Here is a 14,162-nt window from a genome sequence, read left to right as displayed (position 1 = left end):
TTCGGGGACGGGCACCCAGCGGGCGTCGGCGGCGTCGTCGCCCGCGCGCAGGACGCCGCCGACGGCCGTGGCCGCGTAGTCGCTGATCACGAACGTGACGCCGTCCGGGCCGGGCCGCTCGACGACGCCCGCGAGGGCGCCGACCGAGACGACCAGGCCCGTCTCCTCCAGCAGCTCGCGGGCCACGGCGTCGGCGTCGGACTCGCCGGGTTCGACGCGTCCGCCGGGGACGGACCACAGGCCCACGCCCGGCGGGCGCCCGCGCCGCACCATCAGCAGGCGTCCCTGGCCGTCCCGCACGATTCCGCCGACGCAAAGAACACGCATAGACACATTTGACCAGGCCGACCTTGCGTTCGCGAGGGGCGCGGCACACCGTGGATTGTTATGAGGGCCGATACGGCGTGCCCACGCTGCGCCGGGCGTCTACGCGCGCCGAACGCCTGGTCGAGCGACTGGTGGTGCCAGACGCACGGAGCCGTCCTCCCCCGGCAGCCCGCCAAACGGCCGAACACGGACGGCATGAAAGCGGTCGTGCGGGACGCACGCGTACCGGTGTGGCTTCCCTGGCCGCTGCCCAAGGGATGGCTGGTCACCGGGTTCGCCACCGTGGGGGACGAGCGGTCCGGGGCGCGCGCCGTCGCCGTGGCGCTGGCCGGGCCGGGACTGCTGCACGGGCCCGCCGACCTGCTGCTCGTCGCGGAGGAGCCGGGCGTGGGGCTCGGCGCGCACTTCGCGGGCCTGCCGGGCCCGGATCCGGGCCTCGGCTTCGACGCGGACCCGCCGCACGTGAAACTGGAGGCGGGCGGGCCGTCCGCCGGGCACGGGGTGCCCATGTGGGCCGTGCCGTCCGGGGAGGACCGCGCCGCCTACGTGGGCGAGGCGAAGGGCCTGTGGCTGTGGACGGTCCTGTGGCCCGCCGAGGCCGGTGCGCTGATGCTGGAACGTCCGCCCCTGCTGGACCTGCGTGAACCCGGCATCGAGATCAGCGTCCCGTTCGGCGCCCCTTCCCCTCTCCTCGACTCCTGACCTCCCTGCGACCGGTCCGACCGGTCCGACCGCTTAGCCTCGGGGCATGCGGATCGACCTGCACACCCATAGCAGCGTGTCCGACGGGACCCGTCCGCCCGCCGAGGTGATGCGCCGGGCCGCGCTGGCCGGGCTGGACGTCGTGGCGCTGACCGACCACGACACCACGCGCGGCTGGGACGAGGCCCGCGCCGCGCTTCCCGGCGGCCTGACGTTCGTCCCCGGCATGGAACTGTCCTGCGAGCTCGACGGCCGCAGCCTGCACCTGCTCGCCTACTACTTCGACCCGGACGACCCGGAACTGAGCGCCGAGCTCGCGCGCATCCAGGAGGCACGGGACACCCGCGGGCGCGCGATGGTGGAGCGGCTCCGCGAGCTCGGTTCGTCCGTCACGCTGGAACAGGTCGAGCGGATCGCGGACGGCGCGCGGATCGGCCGTCCGCACATCGCGCGCGCGATGGTGGAGGCGGGCACCGTCGCGTCCCCCGACGAGGCGTTCACCGAGGAGTGGATCGGCGGGGACGGCCGCGCCTACGTGACCCGCTACGGGCTGGACCCGGCGCGGGCCGTCCGGCTGGTGCGGGACGCGGGCGGTGTGTCGGTCCTCGCGCACCCGCGCGTCCGGCGGGGCGGTGAGGTGTTCGACGACGAGGTGATCCGGACGCTGGCCGGGACCGGCCTGGACGGCGTGGAGATCGACCATCCCGGCCACGAGCCGGACGACCGGGACGCCCTGCGCGTCCTCGCGGCGGAACTCGGCCTGGTCGGGACGGGTTCCAGCGATGATCATGGAGAGCTGAGCGGCGACCGGATCGGCTGCGAGACGACCGATCCGGAGGCCTTCGAACGGCTCGTCGCCCGCGCGGGCGGGGCGCGGTAGGGTGCGGGGCGTGGACGCGCGCATCGAACAGGTGGTGACGTCGGGTCGGGTGACCCTGGACGACACCGAGTACGAGGTCGAGACCAACACCTACATCGTCGGCGACGACGACGAGGTCATCGTGATCGACCCGGCGAACGACGCCGAGGCCATCCTCAAGGAGGTCGGCGACCGCGAGGTCATGGCCGTCCTGCTGACCGACGGCAACGAGCACCGCCTCAGCGTGGTCCTCGAGGTCGCCGCGGCCGGCGAGGAGGACGAGGAGAACTGGGCCCCGATCGCCCTGCACCGCGCCGACCGGCTGCTCTGGCGCGACTTCTTCGGCCGCCTCGCCCGCGAGGAGGACGACGAGGACGACGCCAAGGCACTCCGCTCGCTGGAGCCGGACATCTGGCTCGAGGACGGCGGGATCTTCGAGATCGCCGAGGCCCAGCTGGAGATCATGCACACCCCCGGGCACACCCCCGGCAGCGTGAGCGTGATCAGCGAGCAGCTCGGCGTGCTGTTCTCCGGCGACACCCTGCACCGCGGCCGGCCGGGCTCGATCGGCGGCGCCTTCGAGGACCTGCGCAAGCAGCTGAACTCGATCGGCGCCCTGCTCACCCCGCTGCCGAAGGACCTGCGGGTCCTGCCGGGCCAGGGCGAGGAGACCACCGTCGGCGAGGAGGACGCCCGCTGGGAGAGCTGGGGCGCGCTCGCCACCGAGGGCGACGACGAGTAGGACGCCCGCCTTGGCGCAGGAGCAGCTCGGCTTCGAGGGCATGCCGCGACGGCTGTACACGTGCACGCCGTCGCGGCTGAACTCGTGGCTGGACTGCCCGCGCAAGTACCGGATGACCTACCTGGACCGTCCGGCCCCGCCGAAGGGCCCGCCGTGGGCGCACAACAGCGTGGGCGCGAGCGTCCACAACGCGCTGGCGAACTGGTGGAAGCTCCCGTTCGAGGAGCGCACGCCCGAGGCCGCCGGGACGCTGCTGCTGCGCGGCTGGCTCACCGACGGGTTCAAGGACGGCGAGCAGTCCGCGCGCTGGCGCGTCCGGGCGCGCGAGATGGTCGAGCGGTACGTCGCGAGGATCGACCCGGCCGACGAGCCGGTCGGCGTCGAGCGGACGGTCGCGACCCGGACGTCCCGCATCGCGGTGTCCGGGCGCATCGACCGCCTCGACGAACGCGGCGGCGAGCTCGTCGTCGTCGACTACAAGACCGGGCGCCACGTCCTGACCCCGGACGACGCGCGCGGCTCGCTGGCCCTCGCGATCTACGCGGTCGCGTCGTCCCGGGTGCTGCGCAAGCCGTGCCGCCGGGTCGAGCTGCACCACCTGCCGTCCGGCGGGGTCGCCGTGTGGGAGCACACCGAGGAGTCCCTCGGACGGCACATCACGCGCGCCGAGCAGATCGCGGACGAGGCGTCCGCCGCCGACGAGGCGTACAAGGCGTCCCGGGTGCCGCGTCCGCGCACCGGCGAGGCGCCGCCGGTCGACCACGCGCGCTGGGACGAGCTGTTCCCGCCGCGTCCGAGCAACCTGTGCTCCTGGTGCGACTTCGCCCGGCACTGCCCCGAGGGCCTTCAGGCCGCGCCCCGCAAGGAGCCGTGGGCCTCCCTCGACGCCGCCGAGGCCCAGACGGCGTCCGAGGCGACGTCCGAGTCCCCGCAGTCCTGACGCCGCAGTCCTGACGCCACGAACGCGGTCCTGACGCCGCGTCCCAAAGTTCTCAGGGAATCGTCAGGCGTCGGTGAGGGCGTGTCCGGGCCAGCGGCGGGGGTCGCGGAGGCCGTAGAGGCCGTTCCGCGTGTCGTAGCCCTCGGCCGCCAGACGCCGCCGGGAGCGCTCCAGCATGTCGCGGGTGGGCCTGGCGAAGGCGAAGTCGTGCAGACGCTCAGGAACGGCGCTCAGGGCCGTCCGGAAGGATCGCAGCGCGGCCGTGACGGCGGGCTGCGGCATTTCGGGCAGGACGCCGTACATCCGGCGGGCCCAGACGGGCAGCGAGTAGTAGCAGAGCGCGCCGAACGGGAAGTAGCCCGGCTTGCCCGGCGACAGGAACCGCAGGTTCTCCGGCAGCGTCGGCCACAGCAGGAACCGGACGGTCTCGGCCGCCTCCTCCGTGACGCGCAGCGCCGGCCGCATGTCGTTGAGGTACTCGTCCATCTCCCGGACGCTGCCGGGGACGTCCTCGGCGTGCAGGCCGACGAACGTGGCCGTGTGGCGCTGCTCGTCCAGGTAGCGGTCGGCCATCGCGTCCGTGATCGGCAGGCCGGAGCGGCGCGCGACCTCCAGGTAGGAGGAGACCTCGGCGCAGTGCACCCAGAGCAGCAGTTCGGGCTGGTCCAGGCGCTCCTTCCTGCCGGTGTCGTGGTTCAGGATGCGCAGGCTGCGGTGGATGCCGCGGACGCGCGCCGCCTGCTCCTCGATCTCCGCCGGGCTGCCGAACGTCGCCATCCCGACGAAGTCGGCGGTGCGCTGGAGCCGCCCGAACGGGTCCTCCTGGAAGTTGGAGTTCTGCCAGACGCCCCACATGGCGACCGGGTGCAGGGCCTGGAGCATGAGGCCGCGGACGCCGCCGACCCACATGGACCGGTCGATGTGCACGCGCCAGGTGACGCTTTCGGGGGGAACGACCGTTGCCGCCATCACGCACCTCCGGTGAGACAAACCGATGTAAGTGTGTCATTACCGAATTCGGCTCGGCCAGCGCGCCCGCCCGAATGTGGCGGGCGCCTCAGTGGACGGGCGGCGCCGGCGGAGGGCGGGCGGCATCGGCGGTGTCGGCGGTGGACGGGCGGCGTCAGCGGAGGGCGCGTTCGGCGGCGGCCCAGAAGTCGGTGAGGGCGGTGGCGGTCGTCTCCGGGGCGTCCACGGCGGGGGAGTGCGCGGCACTCGGGATCACGACCTTCTCCGCGCCGAGGGCCTCGGCCATGGCGGCCTGGGCGCGCGGGTCCCACACGTCGTCGTCCTCGCCGTACAGGACGAGCGTGCGCAGGCCCTCGTCGGCCATGAACTTCGCCAGCTCGTCCACCCGGTCCGGGCAGGAGGTGAGCTCGGTCGCCATGGTCGTCAGGCCGGTCTCGCAGTTGCCGAGCGTCCGCGCCTTGAGGAACGCGACGATCTCCGGCGGGACGCCGCGTCCGACGGCGTCGGGCTCCAGCGCGAGCGACCAGATCTGCTCCATGCCGAGCTGCGGGATCGAGTCGCGCAGCAGCAGGGCCTTGTCGGCGGACGGCCCGGTCAGCGCGCCCGGCCCCGAGCTCATCAGCGTGAACGACGCGACCCGCGCCGCCCGGGACAGGACGGTCTCCCGCGTGACGAGCCCGCCGAAGGAGTGCCCGACCAGGTGGACGGGCACGTCGCCGTCCGCGCCGAGGTACGCGGCGAGGGCCGCCACGTCCGCGCCGAGCGCGGCGCGCGTGTAGGACTCGGGGCCCGTCCCGGCCGGGCTCTCGTACTGGCCGCGCAGGTCGATCGCGAGGACCCGCCGCCCGGACGCCGCGAGCGTCTGCAGGACGGACAGGAAGTCCTCCTTGCTCCCGGTGAAGCCCGGCACCAGAAGCGCCGGCCAGCGCTCGGGCACGCCCGAGCCGGGCAGCGCCTCCAAGGCCGCGAACCTCCCGCGGGAGGTCTCGGCGAACGTCCGGCGCACTCCGGAGGGCAGGGTCAGGAACCGGGGCGTACTCACGGGCCGCCAGCATACTGAACGCCCCGGTCACAACACCCCTGAAGAGGCTTCGGTGGTAGCGTTCGGGCCGTGGCCCAGCACCCGGCGGTCTCCGCCCACCGCCGTGACGCGGCGGGCCTGACCGGACTCCACGACGCCGCCCGATCGGGCGCCGACTACGTCGAGATCGACGTCCGCCGCACCGGCGACGGCGCGCTGGTCGTCCACCACGATCCCACGGTCGGCGGCCTGCCGCTCTCGCGCCTCGCCCACGACCGCGCCGCCGAGCTGTCCGACCATCCGATCCCGCTGGTCAGCGAGGCGATGGAGATCATCGCCGGACGCGCCCGGGGCCATCTGGACCTCAAGGAGCGCGGCTGCGAGACCGAGCTGGTCGAGCTGGCCGAGGCCGCCCTCGGACCGGACGGCTTCGTCGTCACCACCCGCGACGTCGCCAGCATCCGGCAGATCAAGCGCGACTTCCCGCACGTCCGGGTCGCGATGTCGGTCGGCCGCAGCCTGTGGGAACGCGGCGCGCACCGCGACTTCGCCCCGGTGCGCGCGATCCGCGCGTCCGGCGCCGACCTGGTCGCCCTCAACCACCGGCTGGCGCGGGTCGGCGTGCTCGCCCAGATCGCGCGCGCCGGGTTCCCGGCGATGATCTGGACGGTCAACGCCGAACCCCAGATGCGCCGCTTCCTCGCCGACCCGCGCGTCGAGGTCCTGATCACCGACCATCCCCGCCAGGCCCTCGGCCTGCGCGACGCCGCCTCCTCCTGACTCAGCCGGTGGCCGAGGCGCGGCCGTTCTCCAGGTGCCCCATCAGGCGGCGGCGGAAGGTCCGGTCCTCGGCGGCCGTGATCTCGACGTCGTACCAGCCGTTCCAGGTGGGCCAGGCGATCGTGCGGGACGCGCCGGCCGCGATCGTGACCTTCTGGTGGGACGTCCCGTAGGCGAGGGCCCCGAGGGTGAAGGCCAGCGCGTCCGGGCCTCCGTTCTCGATCGTGATCGCCAGGCCGCGGACGCCCTTGACGGACGAGGCGACGGCGGTCTTGGCGGCCTTGCCCGCGGACGTCCCGGCGAACTCGCGGCGGAAGCCGTTCGGGCCGGTCAGCGTCAGGCGGTACCGCCCGTCCTGGAGGGGGACGCGGTCGGTCCGGGTGCCCGCGACGTCGTAGTGGCGCGGCGTCGCGAACTCCTTCGCGTACGGGTAGAGCGCGAAGTGCACCGACGTCGCGCCGCGGTCCTCGAGGCTGATCACCAGGGCGCCGCCGTCCAGGCGGGCGCTCGCCTCCGGCCGGTAGGGCAGCGGACGGGACGGCTTCGCGCCGGGCTCCACGACCGGGTCCTTCTGGACGACCGGAGGCAGCGCGGGCCAGCGCCAGTAGAACTTCGGCGGATCCGAGGGCCGGTCCGGACGCGCCGGACGCGCCCGCCGGGTGAAGTCGAACGCCGAGGTCAGGTCGCCCGCGACCGTCCGGCGCCAGGCGCTGATGTTCGGCTCATGGACGCCCAGCCAGCGCTCCAGGAACCGGATCGTCGAGGTGTGGTCGAACACCTCCGAGCAGACGTTGCCGCCCGCCGTCCACGGCGACACGACGATCATCGGCACCCGGAAGCCCAGCCCGATCGGCTTGCCGTCCACCCACTCGTCCTTCGCGGACTCGGGCGGCAGCGGCGGCGGGACGTGGTCGAAGTAGCCGTCGTTCTCGTCGAACAGCAGGAACAGCGCCGTCGACTCCCAGACCCCGGGATGCGAGGCCAGCGCGTCCAGCACCTCGTAGGTGATCCCCGCGCCCTGGATCGGGCTGCCCGCCCCCGGATGCTCGGAATCGGCCGCGGACGCCACGATGTACGACACCTGCGGCAGCTCGCCCTTGGCGACGGTGTCGCGGAAGTGCCCCGCGAGCGTCCCGCCGTCCACGCGGCGCAGCGCCCGCTCGAACAGGTCCCGCTCGGACGGCGGGAGCGCGGCGACGGCCTTGTCCAGGTTCGCCAGCATCGCCGTCCGGTCGGCGGGCTTGGCCTTCGCGACGTCCCCGTAGAACGCCGTCAGGCTCCTGTACTGGCTGAACGAGCCGAGCGCCTTCCGCATGACCTGCTTGAACGTGACCAGGAACTCCAGCGGGTTGTCGGTGAAGTTGTCCCACTCCTGGAACACGCGCCAGCTCACCCCGGCCTTCGACAGCCGCTCGGCGTAGGACGTGAGGGCGTACCCAGGATGCGTGTCCTCGCTGTACGCGTCGTTCTCGACCGCGCGGTGGCCGTTCGGCTCGACGCCGATCGTGCCCGTCCAGTGGAAGGTCCGGTTCGGGTTCGTGGGGCCGAACACCGAGCTGTGATAGGCGTCGCAGATCGTGAACGTGTCGGCCAGCTCGTACTGGAACGGCAGGTCACGGCGGTCGTAGTGGACCATCGTGGGCAGCTGCTTGGCGCCGATCCAGCCGTCGTGCCAGCCGTTCCCGCGCGCCTTCTGGCCGCCGTCCCACGAATGGTCGAGGCCCGCGATGTAGTTCACGTCGGTCAGCGGGCCGTGGCCCACGGCGTCCCGCGCGAGGAACGGCTTCACGTGCCGCAGCAGGCCCTTCTGCTGGAACACCGGGTACCCGTCGGGCAGCTCGATCGCGTTCCGGTCGCCGTACCCGCGCACGCCCCGCAGCGTCCCGAAGTAGTGGTCGAACGAGCGGTTCTCCTGCATGAGGAACACCACGTGCTTCACCGCCCTCAACCCGCCCGGCGGCAGCGGGCGCGCCAGCGCGGCGTGGACGGACGGCGGGAGCAGCGACGCGGCCGCCGCGCCCCCGGCGACGGCGGCGCCGGACGCGAGGAAACGGCGGCGGGAGGGACCGGAGTTCATGCCGAGAACGCTGAACGCGCCCGGTAACGGGAGCACGGCGGCCCGGTATCACCCCGGCAACGGACATGAAATTTCTTCAGTAGCGAGACGAAAACGCCGGCCCCGGGAAACCGGGACCGGCGCTTCTCACCTTGGGAATCAGACGCCCTGCGGCGCCTCGACCGGAGCCCCGGCCGCACGCCGCGCACGCCGCGGCGTGGCGACGGCGCCGTCCGCCTCGGCTGCCTCGGCCTCCGCCGGAGCGGCGGCCTTCCGAGCGCGCTTGGGCTTGACCTCGGCACCGTCGGCAGCCTCGGCCTTCCGCGCCCGCGGAGCCTTGACCTCCACCGGAGCCTCGGCCTCGGCGGCGCTCTTACGCGTCCGCGTCCGCTTCGGCGCGGCCTCCACGGCCGGGGCCGCCTCGGCCTCACTCGCGGCGGCCTTACGCGTCCGCGTCCGCTTGGGCGCCGCCTCGACGGCGTCCTGCGCGGCCGGAGCCTCGGCAGCGGCGCTCTTACGAGCGCGCGTCCGCTTGGGCGCGGCCTCCGCGGTCGCGGCGGTGTCCGTCGCGTCCGTGGCCGTGACCTCGGCAGGTGCCTCGGTCGCGGCGGCCTTACGAGTCCGCCTGGCCTTGACCTCCGTCGGAGCGTCGGTCCCCGCCTGCGCGGCCGTGTCCTCGCTCACGGTGCTCTTGCGAGCCCGGGTGCGCTTCGGCGCGGCGGTGTCCACGGTGGCCGTGACCTCGGTGGACGCCTCGGTCGTGGTGGCCTTCCGGGTCCGCGTGCGCTTCGGCGCGGCCTCGGTGGCCTCGGTGGCCTCGACGGTCGCCTCGGCCGGAGCCCCGGCGGCGCGGCGGGCCCGCGTGGGCTTGGACGCAGCGGCGTCCACAGCGTCCGCGGTCGTGACCTCAGCAGCCGTGACCTCAGCGGCGGCGGCGCTCTTACGAGCGCGCGTCCGCTTCGGCGCGGCCTCTGCGGTCGCGGCGGTGTCCGTCGCGTCCGTGGCCGTGACCTCGGCGGGTGCCTCGGTCGCGGCGGCCTTACGCGTCCGCGTGGCCTTGACCTCCGCCGGAGCGTCGGTCTCCGCCTGCGCGGCCGTGCCCTCGCTCACGGTGCTCTTGCGAGCCCGGGTGCGCTTCGGCGCGGCGGCGTCCACGGTGGCCGTGACCTCGGCGGGTGCCTCGGTCGTGGTGGCCTTGCGGGTCCGCGTGCGCTTGGGCGCGGCCTCGGTGGCCTCGACGGTCGCCTCGGCCGGAGCCCCGGCGGCGCGGCGAGCACGCGTGGGCTTGGACGCGGCCTCCGCGGTCGCGGCGGTGTCCGCAGCGTCCGTGGTGGCCTTGACCTCCGTCGGAGCGTCGGTCCCCGCCTGCGCGGCCGGAGCCTCGCTCACGGTGCTCTTGCGAGCCCGCGTGCGCTTGGGCGCGGCCTCGGTGGTGTCCGGCGTGTCCGCGGCGGTGACCTCGGCGTTCACGGCCGTCTTACGGGCGCGTGTGCGCTTCGGCGCGGCTTCTGCGGTCGCGGCGGCCTCGACGGGAGCCTCGGCCGTGACGTCCTGCGCGGCCGGAGCCTCAGCCGCGGTGCTCTTGCGAGCCCGGGTGCGCTTGGGCGCCGCCTCGGCGGTGTCCGTGGCGTCCACGGTGGCCGTGACCTCGGCGGGTGCCTCGGTCGTGACGGCCTTGCGGGTCCGCGTGCGCTTCGGCGCGGCCTCGGCGGTCGCGGCGGTGTCGCGCGGGGCCTCGGCCTCGGCGTTCCGGCGCGTCCGGGTGCGCTTGGGCGCGGGCTCGGCGTCTCGCCTGGTCGCGGCCCTGCGGACGGCCTCGCGCTCGGCGGCCAGGACCTCGTCCTGGGACGTCGTGACGCGGCGACGGGGACGCTTGGGGGCGTCCTCGACCAGGGCCTCCGCCGGGGGCGCGGTGTCCAGGGTGGACACGGCCGGCTGCGCGGCCGCACGACGGTCCTTGCGGCCCCGGCCGCGCTTGCGGCGGCGCGGGGTCTCGGTGGACTCGTCCTGCGCGGCGGGACGCGGCGCGGGCTCCACGGCGGGAACGGCGGGCTCCGCGACCGGCTCGACGGCCGGCTCCACGAAGGCCTGCGCGTCGGCCTGCTCCTCGGCGAGCGGACGGCCGGCGCGGGTGCGCGTGCGGGAACGGGAGCGGCGGTTGCGGCGCGGAGCCTCCTCGTCCTGGTCGCGGTCGCGGTCGTGCTCACGGTCGCGGACCCGGCCCTGAGGCCGCTCGCGGCCCCGGTCGCGGTCGCGGTCACGATCACGGCCGTGGTCACGGTCACGGCCGTGGTCGCGGCTGCGGGTCTTGCCGGTCTCGCCGATGTCCTCCAGCTCCTCGGCCTCCAGGCCGGCGCGGCCGTGGCGGCGCTCCTTGGGGAGGGTGCCCCGGGTGCCCTTGGGGATGCCGAGGGCCTCGAAGAAGTGGGGGCTGCTGGAGTAGGTCTCCTCGGGCTGGGCGAAGTCCAGGTCGAGGGTGGTGTTGATCAGCTTCCACCGCGGGATGTCCGACCAGTCGACCAGGGTGACGGCGGTGCCCTCGCGTCCCGCGCGGCCGGTGCGGCCGATGCGGTGGACGTAGGTCTCCGCGCTGTCCGGGCACTCGAAGTTGACGACGTGCGTGACGTCGTCCACATCGAGGCCGCGCGCGGCGACGTCGGTGGCGACCAGCACCTCGATCTTGCCGTTGCGGAACGCGCGGAGCGCGCGCTCGCGCTGGGACTGGCCGAGGTCGCCGTGGACGGCGGCGGCGTCGAAGCCGCGCTGGACCAGGTCGGCGGCGACACGGTCGCAGGCCCGCTTGGTCTGGCAGAACACCATGGTCAGGCCGCGGCCGTCCGCCTGGAGCAGGCGGGCGACCATCTCCGGCTTGTCCATCTGGTGCGCCTGCCACACGAACTGCTGGACCTGCGGCGTCGCCTCGGACTCCGAGTGCGCCTCGGCGCGGACGTTCGTCGGACGGGTCAGGTAGCGGCGGGACAGCGAGGCGATCTCGCCCGGCATGGTCGCCGAGAAGAGCATCGTCTGGCGCTTCTCCGGGACGCGCTTGATGATCCGCTCGATGTCGGGCAGGAACCCGAGGTCAAGCATGCGGTCGGCCTCGTCCAGCACGAGGACCTTGACCTCGGAGAGGTCGAGGTGCTTCTGCTTGGCGAGGTCGAGCAGGCGGCCCGGGGTGCCGACGACGACGTCCACGCCGGAGCGCAGCGCGTCGATCTGCGGCTCGTACGCGCGGCCGCCGTACACCGACAGCACGCGGGTGCCGAGCTTGCCGCCCGCGACCAGCAGGTCGTCGGTGACCTGGAGGGCCAGCTCACGGGTCGGCGCGATGACCAGGGCCTGCGGCTTCACGTGGCCGTGCTCGATGCGCTGCAGCGCGGCGATGCCGAACGCGAGCGTCTTGCCGGTGCCCGTGCGGGCCTGGCCGATGATGTCGTGGCCGCCCAGCGCGATCGGCAGGGCGAGCTCTTGGATGGGGAACGCGTCGACGATGCCCTCGGCTTTCAGGGCATCGGCTATCTCGGGTACGACCCCGAGGTCAGCGAAGGTAGTCAGGGCTTCCAGCCTCCAATATGCGGGGTCCTCGCTCCCGTTCGCGGCGCAGCGCCGTCGGCTCCGCCGGAGCCCGTTCGCCGGTGCTCCGGGCCGACCTCGCACGGCTGCGGTCCCGGCAGGCCGCTTGCCCGCCGGTCGCTTTCCGTGGCCGCGCGCTCGCGCGGGAGGGACCAGCCGTCGATCAATTCCTTACGGCGACCGCAGTCAGGGGTTGAAAGCAGTCACTCACTGTGGCTGCGTGCGGTCACACTCCGCGACGCAGTGTACCGGCGCTGGTGTACCTACACCAATAGCCGATCACCTGTCCCAACGTTTCCCCGATCTGGGGTATTCCCCATGCCCTGCGGTACCGGGGTTTTCCGCGTTCCAGGTGGCCGGTCCCGGCCGCCGTTCCGTCCAGATCCTGACATTCTGTGATGCGCCCAGATTGACGGACGAGGGAGGCGGCACGGATGCGGACGGTCATGCGGAGTGTGGCGGTGGTCACGGCCGCGCTGGTCGGGACGGCTGTGGCGGGGTGCTCGTCCGGAGGCGGAGGCGGAGCCGGGGGACCGGCCGCCGCGGACGTCCCGGCGAAGGGGACGGTCGTCCTCCAGGACAACAGCGACCACCCGCAGCAGCTGGTGAGGTTCAAGGACGCCGAGTACGTCAAGGTCGGCGGGCTCGCCGACAAGGCCGCCGAGGAGCGCATCGGGCAGGAGTTCCGCGCCCCGCTGGACTGGGCGGTCAAGTGGTTCGGCGCGACGCTGGACGCCGACCGGCGCAAGCAGTGCCAGGGCAAGCCGAGCATCATCCAGACCAAGGTGCGGTTCGGCCTCGGCGGCCCGGACATCGTGTCCGCGACCAGCGCGTTCACCATGATCCCCTGCTTCGAGAGCGAGGAGGCGCTGCCGACCGTCCCGGTCACCGTGGACGTCAAGGCCGGCAAGGCCCTCGGCGCGAAGGACGTGCTGACCGACAAGGCCTTCAACGACCCGAAGGACCTGTGGGACGCGCTGTCCGGCCCGAAGGACGACTGGAAGCAGTGCGGCCTGTCCGACCTCCAGGGCAAGGACTTCCTGCCCGGCAAGCAGGAGGGCCCGGTCGAGACGCCGCCGAGCGCCGGGCTGTACTTCGACCGGAACGGCCTGAACCTGGTCTGGTCGACGATCGGCACCGACTGCTCGAGCTTCAGCTTCAACACGCCGTACTCCAAGCTCAAGGGCATCGTGAGGCCGGACGTCCTGTCCCGGCTCCAGGACGCGGCGACCAAGAAATGACCCCGCCCGGCGGGACCGCCGCCGGACGGTGGCGGGTCGCGGGGTTCGAGGAGCTGCGCGAGCTCGGCGCGGGCGCGCAGGGACGGGTCGTCCTCGCGCGGCACGAGGGCGACGGGACGCCGGTCGCGATCAAGTACCTGGACGTCGCCCCGGACGCCGCGGACGACCCGGGCGAGCGGGAGCGGCGCCTCGCACGGCTGCGGGACGAGGCGGTCATGCTCGGCCGGGTCGCCGACCCGCACGTCGTGCGGCTGTTCCGGTTCGTGACCGCGCCGGAGGGCGCCGCGCTGGTGATGGAGGCGGTGGACGGCGTCCCGCTGGCGCGCGTCCTCGCCGAGAACGGCGCGCTCGCGCCCGAGGCGGCCCTGACCGTCCTCAAGGGCTCGCTGCGGGGGCTCGCCGCCGCGCACGCCGCCGGGATCGTCCACCGCGACTACAAGCCGGGCAACGTGGTCGTCCGGGCGGACGGGCTGAGCAAGCTCGTCGACTTCGGGATCGCGGTGCCGGTCGGCGAGGCGTCCGCGGTGGGGACGCCCGCGTACATGGCGCCCGAGCAGTGGCGCGGCGGGCCCGCCACGCCCGCCACCGACGTGTATGCCGCGACCTGCGTGTTTGTGGAGGCCGTCACGGGCGGGCGGCCGTTCGCCGCCGCGAGCCGGGCCGAGCTCGCGCACCTGCACCTCACCGCCGCGCCGCCGCTGGACCGGCTGCCCGAGGGCCTGCGTCCCCTGGTCGGACGCGGCCTCGCCAAGGACGCTCCGGACCGTCCGCCGTCGGCCGCCGAGTTCGCGTCCGAGCTGGAGGCCGCCGCGTCCGCCGCGTACGGGGCGGAGTGGGAGACCCGCGGCGTCCGCGCCCTGGCCGGACTCGCCATGGCCCTGGCCGCGTCGTTCCCCCTCGCCGCCCTGGGCGGCGCCGCGTCCGTCGCCGGAACGGCGGGCGCGGCGGGTGC

11 protein-coding genes and 1 pseudogene are annotated in these 14,162 nt (G+C 74.0%); 7 read left to right on the top strand and 5 right to left on the bottom strand.

The window, feature by feature from the left end:
• Positions 1–24 precede the first annotated feature (24 nt).
• Positions 25–273 (bottom strand): annotated as a pseudogene (locus tag EBO15_RS46345) (NUDIX domain-containing protein); the annotation flags it as partial.
• Between the two features lie 114 nt (positions 274–387).
• On the opposite strand from EBO15_RS46345, the gene EBO15_RS32920 reads away from it, so the two are divergent.
• Genes EBO15_RS32920 through EBO15_RS32905 form a run of 4 tightly spaced genes read left to right on the top strand, consistent with a single transcriptional unit; the run spans position 388 to position 3,570 of the window.
• A complete protein-coding gene (locus tag EBO15_RS32920) occupies positions 388–1,029 on the top strand; it encodes a DUF6758 family protein (RefSeq protein ID WP_122198381.1) in 642 nt (213 codons plus the stop codon).
• A gap of 46 nt (positions 1,030–1,075) precedes the next feature.
• On the top strand, positions 1,076–1,909 hold the full coding sequence (locus tag EBO15_RS32915) for a PHP domain-containing protein (RefSeq protein WP_122198380.1): 834 nt from the start codon (positions 1,076–1,078) through the stop codon (positions 1,907–1,909).
• A 10-nt stretch (positions 1,910–1,919) separates the two neighbouring features.
• Entirely contained in the window at positions 1,920–2,630 is a 711-nt protein-coding gene (locus tag EBO15_RS32910; protein ID WP_122198410.1) for an MBL fold metallo-hydrolase, read from the top strand.
• A gap of 10 nt (positions 2,631–2,640) precedes the next feature.
• The gene (locus EBO15_RS32905; RefSeq protein WP_233616587.1) at positions 2,641–3,570 is read left to right on the top strand and encodes a RecB family exonuclease; all 930 of its coding nucleotides are present in this window, start codon (positions 2,641–2,643) and stop codon (positions 3,568–3,570) included.
• Positions 3,571–3,633: 63 nt separating this feature from the next.
• On the opposite strand, the gene EBO15_RS32900 is transcribed toward EBO15_RS32905, so the two are convergent.
• Entirely contained in the window at positions 3,634–4,539 is a 906-nt protein-coding gene (locus EBO15_RS32900) for an oxygenase MpaB family protein (RefSeq protein WP_122198379.1), read from the bottom strand.
• Between the two features lie 154 nt (positions 4,540–4,693).
• Positions 4,694–5,581, bottom strand: a complete 888-nt coding sequence (locus EBO15_RS32895) for an alpha/beta fold hydrolase (RefSeq protein ID WP_122198378.1) — start codon at positions 5,579–5,581, stop codon at positions 4,694–4,696.
• Between the two features lie 69 nt (positions 5,582–5,650).
• Here EBO15_RS32895 and EBO15_RS32890 point away from each other — a divergent pair, with 69 nt between their 5' ends.
• Positions 5,651–6,340 (top strand): glycerophosphodiester phosphodiesterase, encoded by a 690-nt coding sequence (locus EBO15_RS32890; protein ID WP_122198377.1) that lies wholly within the window; start codon positions 5,651–5,653, stop codon positions 6,338–6,340.
• A gap of 1 nt (position 6,341) precedes the next feature.
• Here the strand turns inward: EBO15_RS32890 and EBO15_RS32885 are convergent, their stop codons facing one another.
• Together EBO15_RS32885 and EBO15_RS32880 are read right to left on the bottom strand one after the other, a co-directional pair.
• Positions 6,342–8,417 carry a phosphocholine-specific phospholipase C gene (locus EBO15_RS32885; protein ID WP_122198408.1) on the bottom strand — a complete coding sequence of 692 codons (2,076 nt, stop codon included), beginning with the start codon at positions 8,415–8,417 and terminating at the stop codon, positions 6,342–6,344.
• 138 nt (positions 8,418–8,555) lie between these two features.
• Positions 8,556–11,915 carry a DEAD/DEAH box helicase gene (locus EBO15_RS32880; RefSeq protein WP_233616590.1) on the bottom strand — a complete coding sequence of 1,120 codons (3,360 nt, stop codon included), beginning with the start codon at positions 11,913–11,915 and terminating at the stop codon, positions 8,556–8,558.
• Between the two features lie 500 nt (positions 11,916–12,415).
• On the opposite strand from EBO15_RS32880, the gene EBO15_RS32875 reads away from it, so the two are divergent.
• Positions 12,416–13,210 carry a hypothetical protein gene (locus EBO15_RS32875; RefSeq protein WP_147481768.1) on the top strand — a complete coding sequence of 265 codons (795 nt, stop codon included), beginning with the start codon at positions 12,416–12,418 and terminating at the stop codon, positions 13,208–13,210.
• Positions 13,207–14,162 (top strand): serine/threonine-protein kinase (locus EBO15_RS32870; RefSeq protein WP_147481767.1); only part of this gene is annotated, 956 nt, incomplete at its 3' end. The genes EBO15_RS32875 and EBO15_RS32870, both read left to right, overlap by 4 nt.

The sequence above is a fragment of the Actinomadura harenae genome (assembly GCF_003696215.1).
Classification (GTDB): Bacteria; Actinomycetota; Actinomycetes; order Streptosporangiales; family Streptosporangiaceae; genus Spirillospora; species Spirillospora harenae.
This window is presented reverse-complemented; position numbering and strand designations above follow the sequence as displayed.